Source organism: Serratia proteamaculans, from assembly GCF_946227095.1.
Lineage (GTDB): Bacteria > Pseudomonadota > Gammaproteobacteria > Enterobacterales > Enterobacteriaceae > Serratia > Serratia proteamaculans_E.
Genome location: NZ_CAMISV010000006.1, coordinates 112,497 through 127,868, shown reverse-complemented (window position 1 = coordinate 127,868; position 15,372 = coordinate 112,497). Strand labels below are relative to the sequence as shown.

14 protein-coding genes are annotated in these 15,372 nt (G+C 53.6%); 10 read left to right on the top strand and 4 right to left on the bottom strand.

Annotation, left to right across the window (positions count from 1 at the left end):
* Window positions 1-3 precede the first annotated feature (3 nt).
* The 3 genes from cyoA to OC597_RS13970 all read right to left on the bottom strand — a co-directional run bounded on the left by cyoA (window position 4) and on the right by OC597_RS13970 (window position 3,508).
* Window positions 4-954: a cytochrome o ubiquinol oxidase subunit II gene (gene cyoA, locus OC597_RS13980; RefSeq protein WP_037424327.1), complete on the bottom strand. Its 951-nt coding sequence runs from the start codon at window positions 952-954 to the stop codon at window positions 4-6.
* 443 nt (window positions 955-1,397) lie between these two features.
* Window positions 1,398-2,876, bottom strand: coding sequence for a muropeptide MFS transporter AmpG (gene ampG, locus OC597_RS13975; protein ID WP_262209165.1), 1,479 nt, complete (start codon window positions 2,874-2,876; stop codon window positions 1,398-1,400).
* Window positions 2,877-2,929: 53 nt separating this feature from the next.
* Complete coding sequence (locus OC597_RS13970; RefSeq protein WP_006319785.1) at window positions 2,930-3,508, bottom strand: lipoprotein; 579 nt, start codon at window positions 3,506-3,508, stop codon at window positions 2,930-2,932.
* Window positions 3,509-3,873: 365 nt separating this feature from the next.
* On the opposite strand from OC597_RS13970, the gene bolA reads away from it, so the two are divergent.
* The 10 genes from bolA to OC597_RS13920 all read left to right on the top strand — a co-directional run bounded on the left by bolA (window position 3,874) and on the right by OC597_RS13920 (window position 14,554).
* Entirely contained in the window at window positions 3,874-4,188 is a 315-nt protein-coding gene (gene bolA / locus OC597_RS13965) for a transcriptional regulator BolA (protein ID WP_012005533.1), read from the top strand.
* A gap of 28 nt (window positions 4,189-4,216) precedes the next feature.
* Window positions 4,217-4,366, top strand: a complete 150-nt coding sequence (locus OC597_RS13960) for a hypothetical protein (RefSeq protein WP_153857822.1) — start codon at window positions 4,217-4,219, stop codon at window positions 4,364-4,366.
* Window positions 4,367-4,554: 188 nt separating this feature from the next.
* Entirely contained in the window at window positions 4,555-5,859 is a 1,305-nt protein-coding gene (tig, locus tag OC597_RS13955; protein WP_099062283.1) for a trigger factor, read from the top strand.
* 439 nt (window positions 5,860-6,298) lie between these two features.
* Window positions 6,299-6,922 (top strand): ATP-dependent Clp endopeptidase proteolytic subunit ClpP, encoded by a 624-nt coding sequence (gene clpP / locus OC597_RS13950; RefSeq protein WP_012005535.1) that lies wholly within the window; start codon window positions 6,299-6,301, stop codon window positions 6,920-6,922.
* A 162-nt stretch (window positions 6,923-7,084) separates the two neighbouring features.
* Window positions 7,085-8,356, top strand: coding sequence for an ATP-dependent protease ATP-binding subunit ClpX (gene clpX, locus OC597_RS13945; RefSeq protein ID WP_085115460.1), 1,272 nt, complete (start codon window positions 7,085-7,087; stop codon window positions 8,354-8,356).
* A gap of 194 nt (window positions 8,357-8,550) precedes the next feature.
* Complete coding sequence (gene lon / locus OC597_RS13940; RefSeq protein WP_085115461.1) at window positions 8,551-10,905, top strand: endopeptidase La; 2,355 nt, start codon at window positions 8,551-8,553, stop codon at window positions 10,903-10,905.
* 215 nt (window positions 10,906-11,120) lie between these two features.
* The gene (hupB, locus tag OC597_RS13935) at window positions 11,121-11,393 is read left to right on the top strand and encodes a nucleoid-associated protein HU-beta (protein WP_085115462.1); all 273 of its coding nucleotides are present in this window, start codon (window positions 11,121-11,123) and stop codon (window positions 11,391-11,393) included.
* A gap of 182 nt (window positions 11,394-11,575) precedes the next feature.
* Window positions 11,576-13,462, top strand: coding sequence for a peptidylprolyl isomerase (gene ppiD / locus OC597_RS13930; RefSeq protein WP_261251700.1), 1,887 nt, complete (start codon window positions 11,576-11,578; stop codon window positions 13,460-13,462).
* Between the two features lie 139 nt (window positions 13,463-13,601).
* Window positions 13,602-13,985, top strand: coding sequence for a ComEA family DNA-binding protein (locus tag OC597_RS13925; protein ID WP_262209158.1), 384 nt, complete (start codon window positions 13,602-13,604; stop codon window positions 13,983-13,985).
* Window positions 13,986-14,140: 155 nt separating this feature from the next.
* On the top strand, window positions 14,141-14,554 hold the full coding sequence (locus OC597_RS13920; RefSeq protein ID WP_219015547.1) for an acyl-CoA thioesterase: 414 nt from the start codon (window positions 14,141-14,143) through the stop codon (window positions 14,552-14,554).
* Between the two features lie 35 nt (window positions 14,555-14,589).
* Here the strand turns inward: OC597_RS13920 and queC are convergent, their stop codons facing one another.
* Window positions 14,590-15,288, bottom strand: a complete 699-nt coding sequence (queC, locus tag OC597_RS13915) for a 7-cyano-7-deazaguanine synthase QueC (protein ID WP_261251702.1) — start codon at window positions 15,286-15,288, stop codon at window positions 14,590-14,592.
* Between the last annotated feature and the right edge of the window lie 84 nt (window positions 15,289-15,372).

Genomic DNA, 15,372 nt, shown 5'->3' with positions numbered 1-15,372 from the left:
GTTTTATTCCTCGGCTCCGGCGTGAGCAGCATGTTCACCCATGTCCATACCCTGGCTCATGTCCATACCTTCGTGCGTGGTAGCGCCCTTGTGCATGTTCATATCGCCCATGAATTTGCCAATAGTTTCTTTGAACAAATTAGGTTTGACACTGGAGAAGTACTCGACCGGGTTATTTTCACTCGGCTCTGCCAGTTTGTTAAAGTCGCTGGTGGCGTTAAGGTTAGTCGACGATGCTTTCACCTTGGCAACCCACTGATCGAAGTCGCCTTCGGTTGGGGTGACAATGGCGGTGAATTTCATGCCGGAGAACCCGCGACCGCTGAAGCTGCTGGAAATACCGTCGTATTTGCCTGCTTCATTGCCGATCAGGTGCAGTTTGGTCTGCATCCCGGCCATCGCATAAATCTGCCCACCTAACTGAGGAATAAAGAACGAGTTCATTACCGAGTTAGAGGTGATTTTGAATTCAACTGGAACATCTTTCGGGAAAGCCAGTTCATTAACCGTTGCGATGCCTTGTTCTGGGTAGATAAACAGCCATTTCCAGTCAAGCGACACCACTTCGATCGTCATCGGCTTCTTGTCAGTGACAATCGGCTTGAACGGATCCAGCTCGTGGGTAGTCTTCCAGGTAATGGTGCCAAGGATGGCGATGATAATGATAGGAATGGTCCAGACGACCGCTTCGATTTTGTTGGAGTGTGACCAGTTCGGACTGTATTTGGCATCTTTGTTGGAAGCACGGTACTTCCAGGCAAAGGCGAACGCCATAAAGATGACTGGCACCACCACGATCAACATCAAGGCGATTGCAGTGATAATCAGTGTCCGTTGCTCAACACCAATTGCTCCTTTGGGATTCATCAATACCATATTGCAACCGCTGAGCATTACAGTGGAAGCAATTAATGACAACATCCCAATACTTTTATTGTATTTCTTAAGTCTCATCTAACGACCCCAATTACAAAGGCTCTATATTGTCGTTTCATGTGTGAGGGCATTTTACGGGAAGGTTGCAGTACTGTAAACATGCTTAAGGGAGTGTCAGCGCCTTGTTGACACTTTCTGTTAAGGGGGTCACAGATGTCACGTTGCGTGACAATTTACTAATGGCAACAAAGCGTTGGCTCGCTGAATCGTGACGAGCATCCCCTATGTTAAGGAAAACTAAAGGTATGCTGAGTTTGGCAGATTTAGCTGCCGTTTTTAAATACGCTGGAAAGGTTTATTTAATGTAAAATAATTGTGTATTTAAGGTGAATTTAATTTTATTTCCGAGTGCTTTAGTCGGATAAAAAAATAATCCTTCCGCCATTTATGTTCTTTTATCCGAAATAAACTCATCACGCTGATGCATTTTTGCCGACCGGTGTGACCACCGGCCGACGATATCAGGCAAGTTTAGTGCGGCGCAGTGCCAGATAGTCCAGCAAACTGCCCATCACAATGCCGACCAGACTTAACGCGGCACCCATCTGCAACAACCGATCGGCCAGGTTCGGCAAGGCACTCCAGTCGAGCGCGTTGGTGATCAGCAGAATCAACCACAGCCCCAGCAGTGAGCAGCCCAGGGTCAGCATGCGCAATGCCCAGCGGTAAAACTGGCGAAATTCGGTGCGTGGCATGAAGTTATCGGTGCGCTGCGTGTATTCCAGCGTCTGACGGCACAGGCGCAACAGCAGCAGACCAGGCAAGGCAGCGGCAATCGAGAATAAATAGAACAGCGGCCAGCCGTGTGCTTCGACAAACCAGCCGGCAATCGGGCCAACATAGACGCGTCCGACCGCCGACAGCGCCGACAGCAGGGCAAACTGGGTGGCGGAAAATGACCGGTTACACAACGTCATCAGCAGCGCGACGAAGGCAGCGGTGCCCATGCCGCCGCACAGGTTTTCCAGGAAGATGGCGCTGCCCATGGTCATGATGTTTTTATCGGTGACCGCCAGTATCCAGTAACCGAGATTGGAGACCGCCTGCAGGATGCCGAACAGCATCAGGGCACGGAACAGGCTAAGGCGTTGCATCAGTACGCCGCCAAACAGCGCACCGACGATGGTGGCAAACAGGCCGAGAGTTTTGTTCACCAGCCCGACTTCCCCGGCATCGAAGCCGACGCCGCGGATCAGGAAAGTGGTGCTCAGGCTGCCGGCAAAGGCATCGCCCATCTTGTACATCACGATCAGCAGTAGGATCAGCCAGGCGTTGTTACGTGCGAAGAAATCACGCAGCGGGGCGACGACTGCCTCCTCCATGGTGCGCGGTGCAGGAATGCTGTTGTCCGGCTCCGGTGCCAATAGGGTGGCGACGATACCGATCAGCATCAACCCGGCCATCAGCCAGTAGGTAGACTGCCAGCCGAAATAGCGATCCGCCAGCCACAGCGCCAGCCCGCCGGACACCAGCATCGCCAGCCGGTAACCCAGAACCGAGACCGCAGCGCCAGTGCCACGTTCTTCAGCGCTCAACAGATCGGTTTTATAGGCGTCGAAAACAATATCCTGCGACGCAGAACAGAACGCCACCAGCACCGCCAGCGCCGCCAACCACCACAGGTGCTGCGCCGGTTGCATAAAGCCCATCGCCACAATCGACACCACCAGCAGCAATTGGCTGATCAGCAGCCAGCCGCGCCGCCGCCCAAGGAATGGCGGGGTGTAGCGGTCCATAAAGGGTGACCACAGGAATTTGAACACATAGGCCTGACCGACCAGCGAAAAGATGCCGATGGTTTTCAGATCGATGTTTTCGACGGTCATCCAGGCTTGCAGCGTGCCGGAGGTCAATGCCAGCGGCAGACCCGACGCAAAGCCCAGCAGCAGGAGGATAGCGGAGTTACGCTGGGTGAAGATATTCAGATAGTTTTTCGACATGAGTTCCCTGTCTGCACCGCCCGATGGTTTGGGCGGCACAAGGCGTTCGTGGCTTAACGTGCGTTTTGCTTGATAAAGTCGTTGACGCTGGTGTCCTGCGCCATATCGGCAATAACGTCACCCAGAACGGTGTTAACCGCGTTGGTGATTTTCTCGTTGGTCGCCGTGAAGGCGCCCTGCACGTTATAGGTTGAGCGGTAGTTCTTCACCTGCTTGTTGCCGTTCTTCGCCTGGGCGGTGATAGAGATATCGGCCTTGGTGGTGATGTTGTAGCGCAGGTTGCCTTCGGAGACGTCTGCATACAGGTTATTGACCACGATTTGCAGGTCAACGGCACCGTCAGCACCGATCATATAGCCGCGTGCGCCCATTTGTTTCTCCAGCACTTCCTGCAGCAGGAAGCGCAGATCGCGGGATGGGGTCAGGGTCACCAACTGGCCGTCGCGGTTCACTTTCGCCAGTGCCTGGTCCTGGCGCTGATCCGCGCCGTTAATGCTGATGGTCACACCTTGCAGCGTCGGATCCTGCTGTGGCAAGACGATCTTCGGCGTGACGTTCAGGGTGTTGCTGCTGGTAGCACAGCCGGCCAGCATCAATGCGGCCAACAGTGGAAGGCAAAGTTTCTTTAACATAGTTACTGTCTCATTCTCGATGGATTTTAAGCCGACGCAAACAGCCCATGACAGAGAGGCCGATTTGAGCAAGCTTTCTGTAATAATCAGAGCGGGATAGCCAACAACAAATTGTCGACATCATAGCATCGCCGCCGGCCGGAGGAAGCGCAGAACGCACCGGAGTGACAAATTTTTACCTGCCGTTGATAAAAACATGCTTTTTTGAGCGTCTCAATCAGAAAAACCTCAAGCGGCGACGGATGTTGGCCGTTTTTTGCCCGCAAAGAAGAGAAATTTAGCTGAGGAATGGTCTAAACGGGGAGAAAGCGGCTAATATTGAAATAGATGGGGACGGTCCTCTGCCGGTGTAGTAAGGAGATCCTATGATTCGCGAGCAAATAGAAGCAAAGTTAAGGGCGGCATTTGAGCCCGCGTATCTGGAAGTCGTTGATGAAAGCTATCGTCATAACGTTCCGGCGGGTTCAGAAAGCCATTTCAAGGTGGTGTTGGTCAGCGATCGCTTCGTCGGCGAACGTTTCCTGACACGACATCGCTCGATTTACGGCGTCCTGTCGGAAGAGTTGTCCGATGGCGTGCATGCGCTGGCGCTGCACACCTATACCCTGAAAGAGTGGGAAGGGTTGCAGGATACCGTGCCGGCTTCTCCCCCTTGTCGTGGGGCCGGTACCCTGGCCTGATGGCTAAATTTGCGGTATCAGTGGAACTTTGACCACGATTTGGGGTATTACTACAGACGAATTTTGGAACGGCCTGCGGGCCGTTTCTGTTTTTGACGACGACACAGCCGATGCGCAATGCAGCCAAGGCCGGGTCGGCTTCGGCGGCCTTTTGGCGATCAAATCGGCAAAAGTGTGAGTTTTAGCGCGCCGCCGCCGCCTTGCTTTCCTCGACTCGCTCCGCATGCGCCGCTATAATGTCGCGTCTTATTTTTCCGGAATGGTTTCGGGACGCTTCTGTCATCAGGAAACTCGGTTCTGTAATGTAGCCGTCCTGGTTCTTGGAACGGAGTTGACCGAGCACTGTGATTTTTTTGAGGTAACAAGATGCAAGTTTCAGTAGAAACCACTCAAGGCCTTGGGCGCCGTCTCTCTATTACTGTACCCGCTGATACAATCAAGCAGGCTATTAAAAAAGAGCTGATCAACGCTGCAAAAAGCGTTCGTATCGATGGCTTCCGTAAAGGCCATGTACCGATGAACATCGTTGAGCAACGTTATGGCGCTTCCGTTCGTCAAGACGTACTGGGCGATGCGATGCAACGCAGCTTCGTTGATGCGATCATCAAAGAAAAGATCAATCCGGCTGGCGCACCAAACTACGTGCCGGGCGAGTACAAAGAAGGTGAAGATTTCACTTTCACCGTTGAGTTCGAAGTGTATCCGGAAGTTGAGCTGAAAGGCCTGGATGGCATCGAAGTTGAGAAGCCAGTGGTTGAAGTTAACGACGCTGACGTTGACACCATGCTGGACACCCTGCGCAAGCAGCAGGCGACCTGGAAAGAGACCGATCGCGCAGCTCAGGCTGAAGACCGTGTGACCGTTGACTTCTCAGGCTCTATCGACGGTGAAGAATTCGAAGGCGGCAAAGCCTCTGATTTCGTACTGGCCATGGGCCAGGGCCGCATGATCCCAGGCTTTGAAGAAGGTCTGGTCGGTCATAAAGCCGGTGAAGAATTCGCTATCGACGTTAACTTCCCAGAAGATTATCACGCTGAAAATCTGAAGGGTAAAGCGGCTAAGTTCGACATCGTTCTGAAGAAAGTGGAAGAGCGTGAACTGCCAGAGCTGACTGAAGAATTCATCAAGCGTTTCGGCGTGGCTGATGGTTCTACCGAAGGCCTGCGTGCTGAAGTGCGTAAAAACATGGAGCGCGAGCTGAAAGGCGCAGTGCGTAACCGCATCAAGACTCAGGCAATCGACGGCCTGGTCAGCGCTAACGAAATCGACGTTCCTGCTGCGCTGATCGACGGCGAAGTTGACGTTCTGCGCCGTCAGGCTGCACAGCGTTTCGGCGGCAACGAGAAGCAAGCGCTGGAACTGCCACGCGAACTGTTCGAAGAGCAGGCTAAGCGTCGCGTCGTTGTCGGTCTGCTGCTGGGCGAAGTGATCAGCACCAACGATCTGAAAGCTGACGAAGATCGCGTTAAAACGCTGATCGAAGAAATGGCTTCTGCTTACGAAGATCCAAGTGAAGTTGTTGAGTTCTACAGCAAAAACAAAGAGCTGATGAACAATATGCGCAACGTTGCTCTGGAAGAACAAGCGGTTGAAGCCCTGCTGGCAAAAGCGAAAGTGACTGAGAAAGCCACTACCTTCAGCGAGCTGATGAACCAGACTCAACAGGCGTAATGTCTGTACGCCAGGGCGCAACTCGTTGCGCTCTCGGGGCCGCCTGGTCGGTCCCGGCGTTAAAAAAGCCCGTAACCTTCGGTTGCGGGCTTTTCTTTTTGCCACGTTGCTGATTAATCTCAGGTTAAGCGTGACAATATGCACTATATTTACACTGTTGATCTTGTAACAGTCTGGCATGATGGTTATCACCCGCCGCGAAGGTGTGCAGGATAACCGCTAAAAATACGCCGCCGGGCTTGAAATTCTGACAGTGGCCCCAATCTGTAAAATGTATATATTTAGGCTGTTTGCCAGAGTGCGCGGGATAAGATAAACCGTCGGGTACGTGTGGCGTGGGTCGAATGCTTGAGCATAGTCATCATGACCGTTCTCAAGTAGAATCGGTGTAATAGGGTGTAACCCTGGCCGCCAAGGCAATTTCTATTAGGAGACGGTAATGTCATACAGTGGCGAACGAGATCAATTTGCACCTAACATGGCCCTGGTGCCGATGGTGGTAGAGCAGACTTCACGCGGGGAGCGTTCTTACGACATTTATTCCCGCCTGCTGAAAGAGCGCATTATTTTCCTGACCGGCCAGGTCGAAGATCACATGGCCAACCTGATTGTGGCGCAGATGCTGTTCCTCGAAGCAGAAAGCCCGGAAAAAGACATTTTCCTCTACATTAACTCCCCGGGTGGCGTGATCACCGCAGGCATGTCAATCTATGACACCATGAAGTTCATCAAGCCGGACGTCAGCACCATTTGTATGGGCCAGGCGTGCTCGATGGGCTCCTTCCTGCTGACTGCCGGTGCCAAGGGCAAACGCTTCTGTCTGCCGAATTCACGCGTGATGATCCACCAGCCGCTGGGCGGCTATCAGGGCCAGGCGACGGATATCGAAATCCATGCGCGTGAAATCCTGAAGGTGAAGGCGCGTATGAATGAGCTGATGGCAGAACACACCGGCCAGACACTGGAGCAGATCGAACGCGATACCGAGCGCGATCGCTTTATGACCGCGGAAGAAGCGGTAGAATATGGTCTGGTTGACGGTATTCTGACGCACCGCAAGTAACACCACGCGGCTGGCGAGATAATTGTGCGAGCCGATAGACTATAGTAATCAGAGCGGGCGTGGCTCGCTCTGGTGAGCATTATCGGCATTCCCGGTATGAATTCGGGGCGCACGGCCGCCGTGATTTTCCTGCGGGACAAAGACTAAAGAAGAGGTTTACTGATGACAGATAAGCGCAAAGACGGTTCAGGAAAGCTGCTGTACTGCTCTTTCTGCGGCAAAAGCCAGCATGAAGTGCGTAAGCTGATTGCCGGTCCGTCAGTGTATATCTGCGATGAATGTGTTGACCTGTGTAACGACATTATTCGCGAAGAGATTAAAGAAGTTTCACCGCATCGTGAGCGCAGTGCGCTACCGACGCCGCACGAGATCCGCCATCACCTGGATGACTACGTCATCGGTCAGGAACCGGCGAAGAAAGTGCTGGCAGTCGCGGTGTATAACCACTACAAACGCCTGCGCAACGGCGATACCAGCAACGGTATCGAGTTGGGCAAAAGCAACATTCTGCTGATTGGGCCTACCGGTAGCGGTAAAACCTTGCTGGCGGAAACGCTGGCACGCTTCCTGGATGTGCCTTTCACCATGGCCGATGCCACCACGCTGACCGAAGCCGGTTATGTGGGCGAGGACGTGGAAAACATTATCCAGAAGCTGCTGCAGAAGTGTGACTACGACGTGCAGAAAGCCCAGCGCGGCATTGTCTACATCGATGAAATCGATAAGATTTCTCGTAAGTCAGACAACCCGTCGATTACCCGTGACGTTTCGGGTGAAGGCGTGCAGCAGGCGCTGTTGAAGCTGATCGAAGGCACCATTGCCGCCGTTCCGCCGCAGGGTGGCCGTAAGCATCCACAGCAGGAATTCCTGCAGGTTGATACCTCGAAAATCCTGTTTATCTGTGGCGGCGCCTTTGCCGGCCTGGATAAGGTGATCGGTCAGCGCGTGAATACCGGTTCCGGTATTGGTTTTGGCGCCACCGTGAAGGGTGAGGCTGAGAAAGCGACCGAAGGCGAACTGCTGTTGCAAGCCGAGCCGGAAGATCTGATCAAGTTTGGTCTGATCCCTGAGTTCATCGGTCGTCTGCCGGTAGTGGCCACGCTGAGTGAGCTGAGCGAAGATGCGCTGATCCAGATCCTGAAAGAGCCGAAAAATGCCCTGACCAAACAGTATCAGGCATTGTTCAATCTGGAAGGTGTGGAGCTGGAGTTCCGCGAAGAAGCACTGAACGCCATCGCCAAGAAGGCCATGAAGCGTAAAACCGGTGCACGTGGTCTGCGTTCTATCGTTGAAGCCGCGCTGCTGGACACCATGTATGACCTGCCATCAATGGACAGCGTCGACAAAGTGGTGATCGACGAGTCGGTCATCGCCGGCCAGTCCAAACCCTTGCTGATTTACGGCAAACCGGAAGCACAGGCTTCAGGCGAATAATTCGCCAGTCAAACCAGAAAGTTAATGTCAAAATGGGGGATTTTATCCCCCATTTTTATTTCCTGCATTCTGCCGTTGAATGTAAGAGATTCATCCCCATATACTCATTAACCAGATTTTATGAAACGTTTGATGCTTGCGTCTCATGAGATTCCCCCTCAACCTGGCGGAAGTTAAACTTAAGAGAGAGCTCTATGAACCCTGAGCGTTCCGAACGCATAGAAATCCCCGTCTTGCCGTTGCGCGACGTGGTGGTTTATCCGCACATGGTGATCCCGTTATTTGTTGGCCGGGAAAAATCAATTCGGTGCCTCGAAGCAGCAATGGATCATGATAAGAAGATCATGCTGGTGGCACAGAAAGAGGCCTCAACGGATGAACCTGGCATTAATGATTTGTTCTCTGTCGGCACCGTAGCGTCGATCCTGCAAATGCTGAAATTGCCTGATGGCACGGTAAAAGTGCTGGTCGAAGGGCTGCAGCGGGCGCGTATTACTACGCTTTCCGACAGCGGAGAGCATTTTGCTGCCCAGGCCGAATATCTTGAGTCACCTGCGATTGATGAGCGTGAACAAGAAGTGCTGGTGCGCACTGCAATCAATCAGTTTGAAGGCTACATCAAACTGAACAAGAAAATTCCACCGGAGGTGCTGACGTCATTGAACAGCATCGACGATGCTGCACGCCTGGCGGATACCATCGCTGCGCACATGCCGCTGAAACTCAGCGACAAGCAGTCGGTACTGGAGATGTTCGATATCACTGAACGTCTTGAATACCTGATGGCGATGATGGAATCGGAAATCGACCTGCTGCAGGTTGAAAAACGTATCCGTAACCGCGTCAAAAAACAGATGGAAAAAAGTCAGCGCGAGTACTATCTGAATGAGCAGATGAAGGCGATTCAGAAAGAACTGGGCGAGATGGACGATGCGCCAGACGAGCATGAAGCGCTGAAGCGCAAGATCGAAGCGGCGAAAATGCCGAAAGACGCGCGTGAAAAAACCGAAGCGGAACTGCAAAAGCTGAAAATGATGTCGCCAATGTCTGCGGAAGCCACCGTGGTACGCGGCTACATCGACTGGATGCTGCAGGTGCCGTGGAATGCGCGCAGCAAGGTTAAGAAAGACCTGCTCAAGGCGCAGGAAGTGCTCGATATCGATCACTACGGCCTGGAGCGCGTCAAAGACCGTATTCTTGAGTATCTCGCAGTACAGAGCCGTGTCAGCAAAATCAAAGGGCCTATCCTGTGTCTGGTAGGGCCTCCTGGCGTAGGTAAAACCTCGCTGGGTCAGTCGATCGCCAAAGCGACCGGTCGCCAGTACGTGCGTATGGCGTTGGGTGGCGTGCGTGACGAAGCGGAAATTCGCGGTCACCGTCGTACCTATATCGGTTCCATGCCGGGCAAGCTGATCCAGAAAATGGCCAAGGTTGGGGTGAAAAACCCGCTGTTCCTGCTGGATGAGATCGACAAGATGTCTTCCGACATGCGCGGTGACCCAGCCTCTGCACTGCTTGAGGTACTGGATCCGGAACAGAACGTGGCGTTTAACGATCACTATCTGGAAGTGGATTACGATCTGTCTGACGTGATGTTCGTGGCTACCTCGAACTCGATGAACATTCCTGCGCCGCTGCTGGACCGTATGGAAGTGATCCGTCTGTCTGGATACACCGAGGACGAGAAGCTTAACATTGCCAAGCAGCACCTGTTGCCGAAGCAGCTTGAGCGTAACGCCCTGAAGAAAGGTGAGCTGACGGTCGACGATAGCGCCATCACCGGCATTATCCGCTTCTACACCCGTGAAGCTGGGGTGCGTAGCCTGGAGCGTGAAATCTCCAAGTTGTGCCGTAAAGCGGTGAAAACGCTGCTGATGGACAAGAAGATCAAGCATATTGAGATCAACGGCGACAACCTGAAAGACTACCTAGGCGTACAGCGTGTCGACTACGGCCGTGCGGATACCGAAAACCGGGTGGGTGAGGTTACCGGCCTGGCGTGGACGGAAGTGGGTGGCGATCTGCTGACAATCGAAACCGCCTGCGTACCGGGCAAAGGTAAGCTGACCTACACCGGCTCGCTCGGTGAAGTGATGCAGGAATCGATTCAGGCTGCATTGACCGTAGTGCGTGCGCGCGCGGATAAATTGGGCATTAACCCTGATTTTTACGAGAAGCGTGACATCCACGTGCACGTGCCGGAAGGCGCTACACCGAAGGATGGCCCGAGCGCCGGTATTGCGATGTGTACCGCGCTGGTTTCCTGTCTGACGGGCAACCCGGTTCGCGCCGATGTGGCGATGACCGGCGAGATCACGCTGCGTGGTCAGGTACTGCCGATTGGTGGCCTGAAAGAGAAACTGCTGGCGGCCCATCGCGGCGGTATCAAAACCGTGCTGATCCCGTATGAAAACAAGCGCGATCTGGAAGAGATCCCGGCGAATGTTATCGCCGATCTGGATATTCATCCGGTACAACGAATTGATGAAGTTTTGAACCTTGCGTTGCTGAATCCGGCCTTCGGCGCACTGCCGGTAGCGGCAAAATAGTGACGTATCGCAAAAACCATTGATAAAACTTATGCTGGCAAGTCATTTCGGACTTGCCAGTCTTTTTTTGTACCGCTAAGTTAGACAGCTGTCGGCCCGCGTTTTGTCACGCTTTCGGTGGCTTGCCAAGGCACGATGGGATTGATATAACAGCTGCGCTGTCGCGCCGTAGGGATTTTTCGGTGCGACGATTGAATTCTAGAGGGGATGATAGAGTGAATAAGTCACAACTGATCGACAAAATTGCCGCAGGTGCTGATATTTCCAAAGCGGCAGCTGGGCGTGCTTTAGATGCAGTGATTGCATCTGTTACTGAATCCTTGAAGGAAGGGGATGATGTGGCCCTGGTAGGTTTCGGTTCCTTCACCGTGCGTGAGCGTTCGGCCCGTACTGGCCGTAATCCGCAAACCGGTAAAGAGATCGCCATCGCGGCAGCCAAAGTTCCGGCCTTCCGTGCAGGGAAAGCTCTGAAAGACGCAGTAAACTGATTGTTTGCGTCTAACCGTTTAGCGTTACAGGGCTTTGTAATAAACAATCACCTGACGCAACGGTGCTGGTAAGGTAAGATATAAGGCGCATCAGATTGATGCGCTTTTTTTATTTTTGTCGCAGGGAACGCGCCTGCGCAAGGGTGTTTTTAATCCACATCACAGCGGAGTGTTGTCACACTATGATGGACAATTTACGCGCGGCAGCTAATAACGTCGTGCTCAAAATCATCCTGGCCCTGATCATCTTGTCATTTATTTTGACCGGGGTGGGTAACTACCTGATCGGCGGTTCCGGCGATTATGCAGCGAAAGTAAATGGTCAGGTGATCGAGCGCGCTCAGCTGGAACAGGCTTTCCAAAGCGAACGCAGCCGCATGCAGCAACAGCTGGGTGACCAGTTCTCCGCATTGGCGGGCAACGAAGGCTATATGCAGCAGATGCGTCACCAGGCGCTGTCACAGTTGATCGACAACATGCTGCTGGACCAATATGCTAAGAAATTAGGCCTGAGCGTCAGCGACGATCAGGTAAAAGACGCTATCCGCAAAGCGCCTTACTTCCAGACTGACGGCCAGTTCGATAACGCCAAATATCTCGATCTGATTAGCCGCATGGGTTACACCGCCGACAACTTTGCGCAGTCCATGCGTCAGCAGCTGGTTAACCAGCAGGTGATCCAGGCCTTCGGCGGTTCAGGCTTCATTCTGCCTGCCGAAGCTCAGGACATGACGGCACTGGTGCTGCAACAGCGCGATGTGCGTCTGGCGACGCTGGATCTGAAAGCGTTGCAGGCCAAGCAGACCGTGACCGACGACGAGCTGAAAGACTACTACAGCCAGAACAAGAACAGCTTTATTGCGCCAGAACAGGTCAAAGTAAGCTATATCCCAATGGACGCCGCTTCCATGCAGGACAAGGTAACGGTAGCCGACGCGGATATCAGCGCCTACTACGACCAGCACAAAAGCAGCTACGGCCAGCCTGAGCGCAAGAACTACAGCGTGATCCAGTTGAAAACCGAGGCGGAAGCCAATGCGGTACTGGATGAACTGAAAAAAGGCGGCGATTTCGCTACGCTGGCGAAAGACAAATCCACCGACATCATCTCACGCCGTACTGGTGGTGAGCTGGGCTGGCTGGAGCCGGACACCACGGCAGACGAACTGAAGCAGGCTAACCTGACCGAAAAAGGCCAGCTTTCCGGCGTCGTGAAGTCCTCAGTAGGCTATCTGGTGATCCGTCTGAACGACATTCAGCCGGAGAAAGTGAAGCCGTTGAGCGAAGTGCGTGACGCCATCGCCAAGCAGGTTAAGCAGGAGAAAGCCGTAGACGCTTATTACGCGCTGCAGCAGAAGGTCAGTGAAGCGGCTACCAGCGATAACGAGTCTCTGGCATCAGCCGAAGAGGCTGCTGGTGTGAAAGCGGCACATACCGACTGGTTTACCCGCGACAATATTCCGGCAGCGCTGAACTTCAAACCGGTCATTCAGTCGATTTTCGACGGCACACTGATTGGTGAGGGCGGTTCTCCGGGCAGCAACTCCGATGTGATCACCGTTGATGGCGACCGTGCCTTCGTGATCCGCGTGTCTGGCCACAAGCCGGAAGGCATTGAACCCTTCGACCAGGTGAAAGATCGTGTGGCGGAGCTGGTCAAACGCAACAAAGCGGAACAGGAAGCGAAACTGCAGGGCGAGAAGCTGCTGGTTGAGCTGAAACAGGGTAAGGGCGACGAGGCGATGAAAGCGGCCGGTCTGAGCTTTGGCAGCGTGCAGAAAATGGCACGTGCGCCGGAAGACAGCCAGTTGGTGCAAAGCGTGTTCGCGTTGCCGCATCCGCAGGAAGGCAAGCCGGTCTATGGCATGTCGCAGGATCGCCAGGACAACGTGGTGCTGATTGCGCTGGATGCAGTCAACCCTGGCACCTTGTCGGCAGAAGAAATGAAAACCTTCGTCAGCAAAATGGAAGAAGGTGCGACTGGTGTGTCCTTTGACTCCTTGCTGGCTAGCCTGCGCAAAGAAGCCAAGATCACCATGGGTGCCGCTGAGCAGCAGCAACCTCAGTAAAGCGCCGCAGTTTTCTGCAACGTAATGTACTCCTCAAAGGCCGCTTTCGCGGCCTTTTCCATATATGAAATCCGCTAATTGCTGAAGTTTTCCCGCTGCGGCAAGGTGAGCTTGCTGTTAAACACAAGGAGGACACAGCATGCAACTTACAGAAATAAAAGCGGTAAAGGCTTTCAGCTTCAAAGCGTTGCTGACCGTAGCACTGCTCTCCCTGGCCGGGCTATCGGTGGCCGCGGAAGAGAAAGTGGGAGCTGGGCAACCGGTGCTGTCCGTGCCGGCGGGTAATGCAGGGCAAGGCGCAGAAGCCGGAGCGGCAGTCAATGAAGAAGCATCGGTCAGTATTAATCAGGCTGATGCCGAACAACTGGCCAGCATACTCAAGGGGGTAGGGTTGAAGAAAGCGGAGAGTATTGTGCGCTACCGTGAGCAGAACGGCCCCTTTACGCAGATTGAGCAGCTTCAGGAAGTACCGGGCATTGGGCCTGCACTGTTTGAAAGGAATCGCACGCGGCTCAAAATGTGATTTCGATCACGGCTGCGTGGCAAAGTGATAATGCAGCCCTTTTTCCTCTGCTACATTTTACAGGTCTTACCAGTTTGGCACCTTGACCAAATGGGTGAAGGAGTCGCTTGCGGCTCCTTCTTTCTGTAATCACCAGGCAGGAGCGGCCGTTTCCTATGCACCAGACCTTTATCAAAGTCCGTGGTTATCATCTTGATGTTTATCAGCACGTGAATAACGCCCGCTATCTGGAGTTTCTGGAAGAGGCACGTTGGGATTGGCTGGAAAACCAGGAAGGTTTCCGCTGGATGACGGAAAATAACATCGCCTTCATCGTAGTGAACATCAACATTAACTATCGCACCCCGGCAGTATTGGGCGACAAGTTACGCATTGACAGCCAGATGGTGCAGTTAAACGGCAAAAGTGGCGTGTTGAGCCAGAAGGTATTGCAGGATGCCACGGGGGCTGCGGTGGCGGATGCGTTGCTGACCTTCGTTTGTGTCGATCTGAAAACCCAGCGGGCGCTGCCGATTGAGGGACAACTGCGCGAACACCTGCAGGTGCTCACGCCGCCAGAAGATCAGTAAAGCAACGAGCGGCAGCCCGTGCCGCCGTTACTCAATCAGACCAGACCGGTCTTTTGCTTCAGGCTTGCCATCACTTCGGCTTTGTTGATTTGGTACTGCTTCAGCCCGTTGGCGCGCAGATGACAGGCCGCACATTCACCGCAGCCATCACCTTTAATGCCGTTGTAACAGGTCAGGGTCTCCTGTTGCACCAGCTCCAACTGATGGTAGTAATCCGCCAGTGCCCAGGTTTCTGCCTTGTTAAGCCACATCAGTGGCGTTTCAAAGCGGATATCGCGGGCGATGCCCAGCACTATGGCCTGGTTCAGCGCTTTGACAAACTCGTCACGGCAGTCAGGGTAGCCGGAGAAGTCAGTCTCACAGACGCCGGTGATCACCGCTTCAGCTTCGACCTGATAGGCATAAATCGCCGCCAGCGTCAGGAACAGAATGTTGCGACCTGGTACAAAGGTGCTCGGTAACCCATTGCTTTGCGTGCTGCCGTAAGCGGGAACCGGAATGTTGTCACGGGTCAGGCTGCTGATCGCCAATTCATTAAGCAGGCCTACGTCCAGCAGCTTATGCGCCTTGGCCCCCAGGGCCACCGACAGTTCCTGAGCCACCTCAATCTCGGCACGATGGCGCTGGCCGTAGTCAAAGGTGACGCAGTGAACTTCATCATACTGTTTCAATGCCTGAATCAAGCAGGTCGTGGAATCTTGTCCACCGCTGAAAACGACAACTGCGCGCTTCATAAAATTACCTCAATTTATTGCTGAGACCCTACCCGATACACATTCGGGCGGTAGGATAAAAATGCGTTGCGGCAACAATGGTAG

Coding starts and splice junctions, on each gene's coding strand:
- cyoA (WP_037424327.1), bottom strand. CDS start 954: ATGAGACTTAAGAAATACAATAAAAGTATTGGGATGTTGTCATTAATT.
- ampG (WP_262209165.1), bottom strand. CDS start 2,876: ATGTCGAAAAACTATCTGAATATCTTCACCCAGCGTAACTCCGCTATC.
- OC597_RS13970 (WP_006319785.1), bottom strand. CDS start 3,508: ATGTTAAAGAAACTTTGCCTTCCACTGTTGGCCGCATTGATGCTGGCC.
- bolA (WP_012005533.1), top strand. CDS start 3,874: ATGATTCGCGAGCAAATAGAAGCAAAGTTAAGGGCGGCATTTGAGCCC.
- tig (WP_099062283.1), top strand. CDS start 4,555: ATGCAAGTTTCAGTAGAAACCACTCAAGGCCTTGGGCGCCGTCTCTCT.
- clpP (WP_012005535.1), top strand. CDS start 6,299: ATGTCATACAGTGGCGAACGAGATCAATTTGCACCTAACATGGCCCTG.
- clpX (WP_085115460.1), top strand. CDS start 7,085: ATGACAGATAAGCGCAAAGACGGTTCAGGAAAGCTGCTGTACTGCTCT.
- lon (WP_085115461.1), top strand. CDS start 8,551: ATGAACCCTGAGCGTTCCGAACGCATAGAAATCCCCGTCTTGCCGTTG.
- ppiD (WP_261251700.1), top strand. CDS start 11,576: ATGATGGACAATTTACGCGCGGCAGCTAATAACGTCGTGCTCAAAATC.
- OC597_RS13925 (WP_262209158.1), top strand. CDS start 13,602: ATGCAACTTACAGAAATAAAAGCGGTAAAGGCTTTCAGCTTCAAAGCG.
- OC597_RS13920 (WP_219015547.1), top strand. CDS start 14,141: ATGCACCAGACCTTTATCAAAGTCCGTGGTTATCATCTTGATGTTTAT.
- queC (WP_261251702.1), bottom strand. CDS start 15,288: ATGAAGCGCGCAGTTGTCGTTTTCAGCGGTGGACAAGATTCCACGACC.